The sequence below is a fragment of the Pseudoalteromonas sp. AOP7-A1-14 genome (assembly GCF_052376275.1).
Lineage (GTDB): Bacteria > Pseudomonadota > Gammaproteobacteria > Enterobacterales > Alteromonadaceae > Pseudoalteromonas.
Map to the genome: position 1 here is coordinate 1 of NZ_JBQSVO010000166.1, position 5,229 is coordinate 5,229.

A 5,229-nucleotide genomic window follows, 5' to 3' on the forward strand; every position below is an offset into this window, starting at 1 on the left:
GTTCAACGATTTTAATCCTTCCTATGACTTAATACTTAACCGGTAATCGTGCAAAAATAGTGTGAATACTTCAAAAAGCTAGCCCGCTTCATTTGTATATTTATAACATTGGTAATAGCGCTGTCAATTATTGGTTGACAATATTTAACTTAATTATTAACCTGTGTCTTACATCTTGGTTTACCAGTTGTCGTTAGCTGGTTTGTGACTGTTGCTCATTTTATAAATATAAAAAGTAGGTGCCAATGCTGAATCATTGCCTGTTGCAGCTAAAATTATCGAGAAAATTCAAATGAATCCATTTGAGTGGCACTTTCCTACCAAGCTAGTATATGGCCCCGGTCGTGTGAGTGAGGTAGGCCAGCGATCAGCGCAATATGGTCATAAAGCAATGATTGTTACTTACCTTCGTGGTAATGGCCTTGATAGCACGCTTGTTACAATAGAAAAGTCACTAAAGGATGCAGGGGTTGAATCTATTATATTCGCTCAAATTGAGTCTAACCCTCGTTCTAAAACCATTGATAAAGCCACTTCATTATTTGTCAGTAACCATTGCGATCTCGTTATCGCGTTGGGTGGTGGCAGTGTGATTGATGCTGCTAAATATATAGCTGCTACGGCTTTTTCAGGAGGAAAATGCTGGGACTATGTACTGAGTGCTAATAATACCTCGCAGCAGTACGGTGGTGCATATCCACTCATCGCGATACCCAGTATTGCAGCCGTTGGTTCAGAGGTTAATTGCAATAGCGTTGTGGTTAATTCTCATTCGCAAGAAAAAGGGGTTACGCGCTCAGATGTGTTTTTCCCAAAAGTGGCAATTATTGACCCTGCTATTCAGGCTTCAGTACCACTGCGTTTAACTCAAGACAGCTGTATAAGTATATTTTCGAGTTTATTAGAGCATTACTTAGCAAGCCCTAATGAATCTGAATTTGCTGACAGACTCACTGAAAGCATGATCTTGTGTTTGAAAGACAGCACCGAAAAAATTATATATGACATAGATAATAATGAAGTACGTGGCCAATTGGCGTTATGTTCCATTTTTGCATGGTCTGGCGTGCAAGCTTTAGGCAGGTTAAGTAAAGTGCCATTACAGTACCTTGAAATGCCGCTAAGCGCACGTTATGACCTGCCTTATGGTAGAGGTATGGTGGTGATCATCGTAGCTTATTTAGCGTTTTTTGCAGATGTTTTACCTCAGCGCTGGGCTAAATTAGCCAGACGTTGCTTTGGCGTAACAGAGCAAGATGACATTAAAGCCGCAGCCATGTTATCCGGTGAAGTTGCAAGGTGGTTTAAAAGTACACACTCTTATTTAACGCTAGGGGATGTGGGTATTCCAGATGAAAAATTTGAATTGATGGCTGAAGATGTCATGCGTTTACATGCAAACTCTGGTGAGCGTGCTGAATTAGGAACTCGCAGCATCACAAAACAAGATGTTATTGATATTTATAACTTATGTAAGTAGTTAACAAGATTCTTGCACATACTATAGATTGTTTTAAGGGTTCCTCTCACATTAAACCCTTTTCACAATACTGATAGTACGAGGAAACCAAACCCCCGCTAGGGGGTTTTTTCTTTCTATATCTTAGAGTGTTTTAAATGGTCGGGTTTAAATTATCTTTGAACGCGGTTAATAACACTCATTGTTAGATTAAAGGCTGGTTTTAACTAGACCATCGAGTGAATAAAGGCCACGTTTCTCACTGTTTTTACGTTTTATCTCTTCTAGTGCACGTGCTTCAACTGCGTCAAATAGTGCATTGATCAAACGGTTGAAGTGTTGGTGCATAGCTGAACGTGCAGCATTGGCATCATGATTAAGTAGCGCTTGGTATATAGCCGTATGTTCTGCCATCACACACTCATTATTATTATGACAGACACTGTTATAGTCAGCAATAATTAGCGGATTAGTTAAACGTAAATCCCATAAATTGGCTAAGGCAAATTCAAGCGCTTTATTGCGAGTCGAGCGAGCAATAATTTCGTGAAATTCCCGATCAGCCTGTTCAGCGTATTGCCCTTTAGTCATGGCTTGAAGGGTTTTTTCCATTTGAGCTAACTCATCATCAGTAATACTTTGCGCAGCAAGGGCTGCTATTTCACCCTCAATAAGTGCGCGCGCTTGAGTTAATTCAAATGCACTAATATCTTTTGATTTAATTGGTGGTTCTGGTGTTTCTATTACATAAACCCCGGAGCCAGTTTTTACTTCAACTTTACCACGCACTTCTAGTGCAATAATCGCTTCACGAATAGTGGGGCGGCTCACATCAAACATTTCTGCAAGTTCGCGTTCTGGTGGTAAGCGACTTCCTGGCGAAAACTCACCTTGATTTATCAACGATTCAACTTTATCAACAATACGCCAAAATAAACGACGGTTTCCCATTTTAGTACCTTTGTTGGCTAATTTAAGTAGACCAAATGTTAAGACCAAAGATTACAGTAAATGTAACCTCTGTGTCAAAAATGCATAAACATAATAGTATCAAAAAATAGTAGTGAAATTAATTATTTTCAATGTGTATGACCAATTTATTTTAAATTAAATTAATTGGTCATCTTGATTGGTAAGTTTGCTCGTGTTATTTTCATGTTTCTTCTTGTTATATTTTTATTCAGGAAGTGTTGCGCAATGTTGGTTGGGAAACCTGCCTAATTACGAATAAAGATAAAACACAGCATTAGGAACACACACATGATAATAAATACGATTGGTAAAATGCTAAAGCAACAAATACACCTGCATGGCAGTAAAAAAATGACACGCGAGGAAACTTCGCTACAAAATATGGTCATAGGAAACTGTCGTGCTCAAATTAAAGCTTTTGCTTTAATGGGCACTGCCTTAAAAGGTAGACGATTTATAAATACTTTTAAAGTGATTACATTGCTGTCATCACTATCGGTTAGCCAATGGGCTATTGCAGCAGATTACACTGTGTCTTCTGCTGAAGAGTATGAGCAGGTAGCTAAAAAGTTAGCGCCTGGTGATGTGGTGAATTTAAAAGATGGCGTGTGGCGTGATTTTGAAATTATATTCAGCGGCCAAGGCAGTAAAAATAAACCAATTACTTTAGAGGCTCAAACAAGTGGTAAGGTGATTTTATCTGGTTTATCTAATTTACGTTTAGCGGGAGAACACTTAGTTGTTAAAGGGTTGGTTTTTAAAGATGGTTATACACCGACTGGCGCCGTTATATCATTTAGAAGAAACAAAAAAGAATATGCCAACAACTCACGTGTGACCGAAGTAGTAATAGATAACTATAGCAACCCTGACAAACAAGAATCAGATTATTGGGTTGCTCTTTATGGAAAGAATAATCGATTTGACCATAGTTATTTAGCCGGTAAACGTAATAAAGGCGTAACCATGGCTGTGCGCTTAGATTCAGAGCAAAGTCAGCAAAACAATCATAGCATCGATCATAACTATTTTGGTCCACGCCCAGTGTTTGGCTCTAATGGTGGTGAAACATTACGTATTGGTACTAGCCATTACTCACTGACCGATTCATTAACTGTGGTTGAAAACAACTATTTTGAGCGTTGTGATGGTGAAGTCGAAATCATATCTGTGAAATCGGGTAAAAATAAGCTCAGAAACAACACTTTTTTTGAATCAAGAGGAACATTAACGTTACGCCATGGTAATGGCAATATTGTTGAAAATAATGTTTTCTTTGGTAATGGTGTTGATCACACTGGCGGTATTCGCGTAATTAATAAAGACCAAATTGTTCGCAATAACTACTTAGAAGGGTTAACAGGTTATCGTTTTGGTAGTGGTTTAACTGTGATGAATGGCGTTCCTAATTCAACTATTAACCGTTATCACCAAGTCGATAATGCAACGATAGAAAATAATACACTCGTCAATGTTAGTCATGTGCAATTAGCGGCAGGAAGTGATCAAGAGCGTTCAGCCGTACCCGTTAATAGTGTAATGCGTGATAACCTTATTTATAACGATAAGGCGACAGATGTCTTCACCGCGTTTGACGATATCAGCGGAATAAAGTTTAGTAATAACCTACTTAACAAGTCAGTAGAACCATTAACTGACTCTGGCTTCATTACAAAAAAAGTCACCATGCAACGGGCTGAAAATGGCTTAATGTACCCACAGAATGCTACAAAGAAACATGGTATATCGGCCGATTTAAAACCAACCGTTAAAGCACAAACTGGCCCTAGCTGGTACGAGAAAAAGCCAACATTTACTGAGTTTGATAGCGGTGAAAGTAAAGTAGTTAATAGTGCTGAAGGTGCATTGTTTTCAGCAATCAACGACGCTAAAGATGGTGATATTTTAGTCTTGCAGCCAGGTGAATATAACCTGATGAAAATCGCAAATATTGATAAAACCTTAACCCTGCGAGCGCAAAAAGTGGGGAGTGTAGAATTGTCATTTTCTCGTTCTACGTTATTTGAAATTAATAATGGCGGTTCATTAAAGTTAGTTGGCCTGAATATTACAGGTAAAAATAGCCCTGACTCAGCAGGAAATACTGCAATTCGCACAGCTAAGTGGGGTATGTATATCAATTACCGTTTAGAGTTAGATACGGTGAATGTTAAAAACCTTGATATTAACCATTCATTCCACTTTTTTGATTCTGGTAGTGGTGCATTCGCAGATGATATCAGCATCATCAATAGTCAATTTAGTAATATAACGGGTGATATTTTACGTCTTGATAAAGAGCGTGATGATTTAGGTATATATAATGCTGAATATATCAACGTATATCATAACCAATTTGAGAATGTTCAAGGAGCCATTGCAAATATTTATCGTGGTGGTACAGACGAGAGTACATTTGGGCCGCACTTTAACTTACAGGAAAATAACTTTAATAAAGTCAGCCTTGGAAAGCGTAATAAACACGGCACATTAGCATGGTTACATGGTGTGCAAGTGAGCAATATTAAAAACAATACCTTCAATGATACGGCAGCTATTCTTGTTGAACACACTGTTGGTGAGCCAAAAACGCAGATTAGCAATAATACATACGATGGTACGGCTAAGCCGAGCATTATAGAGCTTGTTGCGACAAAAAATGCTGAGAGTAAAAAGCCATGAAATACATCGACGTTATAATGAATCGTAAACAAAAATTAGTAAATAAATGGTTATTAACAGTAACTACCGCCGCTATGTTTTCAAGTGCGCAGGTAGCTGCAAATGAGCATCCTAAT

General features: G+C 38.3%; 3 protein-coding genes. 2 read left to right on the plus strand and 1 reads right to left on the minus strand.

The genetic code is table 11. The features are described from left to right. The first annotated feature begins 292 nt into the window (after nt 1–292). On the plus strand, nt 293–1,480 hold the full coding sequence (locus ACT3RM_RS16810; RefSeq protein ID WP_441835754.1) for an iron-containing alcohol dehydrogenase: 1,188 nt from the start codon (nt 293–295) through the stop codon (nt 1,478–1,480). Between the two features lie 189 nt (nt 1,481–1,669). Here the strand turns inward: ACT3RM_RS16810 and ACT3RM_RS16815 are convergent, their stop codons facing one another. Next, nucleotides 1,670–2,410: a FadR/GntR family transcriptional regulator gene (locus tag ACT3RM_RS16815; RefSeq protein ID WP_441835753.1), complete on the minus strand. Its 741-nt coding sequence runs from the start codon at nt 2,408–2,410 to the stop codon at nt 1,670–1,672. A 447-nt stretch (nt 2,411–2,857) separates the two neighbouring features. Here ACT3RM_RS16815 and ACT3RM_RS16820 point away from each other — a divergent pair, with 447 nt between their 5' ends. Continuing rightward, complete coding sequence (locus ACT3RM_RS16820; RefSeq protein WP_441835757.1) at nt 2,858–5,113, plus strand: polysaccharide lyase 6 family protein; 2,256 nt, start codon at nt 2,858–2,860, stop codon at nt 5,111–5,113. Nucleotides 5,114–5,229 lie beyond the last annotated feature (116 nt).